The organism is Neobacillus drentensis (assembly GCF_036965425.1).
GTDB classification, from domain to species: Bacteria; Bacillota; Bacilli; order Bacillales; family Cytobacillaceae; genus Neobacillus; species Neobacillus drentensis_F.
Genome location: NZ_JBALPP010000210.1, coordinates 1 through 1,131 on the forward strand (window position 1 = coordinate 1; position 1,131 = coordinate 1,131).

1 protein-coding gene and 1 pseudogene are annotated in these 1,131 nt (G+C 29.7%); both read left to right on the plus strand.

The window, feature by feature from the left end; all coding sequences use genetic code 11:
* The first annotated feature begins 4 nt into the window (after positions 1-4).
* Positions 5-850 (plus strand): SP_1767 family glycosyltransferase, encoded by an 846-nt coding sequence (locus V7161_RS30115; protein ID WP_335716433.1) that lies wholly within the window; start codon positions 5-7, stop codon positions 848-850.
* Between the two features lie 42 nt (positions 851-892).
* Positions 893-1,131: pseudogene (locus V7161_RS30120) on the plus strand (lipopolysaccharide biosynthesis protein); the annotation flags it as partial.

A 1,131-nucleotide genomic window follows, 5' to 3' on the forward strand; every position in this document is an offset into this window, starting at 1 on the left:
ATATATTACAATCCAGTATAATAAGGTAATTTTTGCAAGTCGTATAATACCAAAAGTAAAAACAACTGATGAAACTTTAAATACAATTGTCAAAGGGAATATATCAGTAAGCCGATATGGTGACGGTGAATTTTCACTTATGAAAGGAGAAAATTTAATCTTTCAACCATGCCATGGAGAATTAAGAGAAAGACTTAAAGAAATTATTAAAACTAGTAGAGAAAAACATATTGTATGTATTCCAAATGTTTTTGAAAGTTTAGATTGGTGTGCTGAAGCTCCAAGTAATTATTGGAGAAAATATTTAAACATAAATCGAAGGAAAATTTATACCTTATTAGATATGAAAAAGGAATATCATGATTCATTGGTTACAAGATTATATATAGATCATAATGATAAGGATAAAGCTGAAGAACGTTTTGAGAAACTTAAAAGACTTTGGAATTACAAAGATATTGTTATAGTAGAAGGAGAACAGAGTAGATTAGGTGTAGGTAATGATCTTTTTAAAAATGTAAGGTCAATCCAGAGAATAATATGCCCGCCAAAGGATGCATTTTCAAGATATAGTGAGATATTAAATGAAGTGAAGAAACAGGACAAGTCAAAGCTAATATTAATTGCGCTTGGCCCAACTGCTACAGTGTTAGCATTTGATTTATCACGTTATGGATTTCATGCAGTAGATATTGGTCATATTGATATAGAATATGAATGGTTTTTAAAAAAGGCAACAAAAAAACAACCAGTTAGGAATAAGTATATTGGCGAAGTTTCTGGAGGAAGTGATGTTGATGAAATCAGAGATGAAAAATACGAGAAGGAGATTTTTGTTATAATAAAATAATCCTTTTTATGTAACTTATTGTGGTTGTGAAGGGAATTAATGATGAGAACAACACATTCAATGAAAAATATTTCTATAAGTATACTGTCTCAATTAGTAATAATATCATTAGGTTTTATTTCTAGAAAAGTCTTTATAGACAACCTAGGAGCAGATTACCTTGGTATTGATGGACTGTTAACTAATGTTTTATCCATGGTTGCATTGGTTGAGGGTGGAATAGGGATAAGCATAGTATATAACTTATATAAACCACTTGCAGAAAATGATAAGGATAAGGT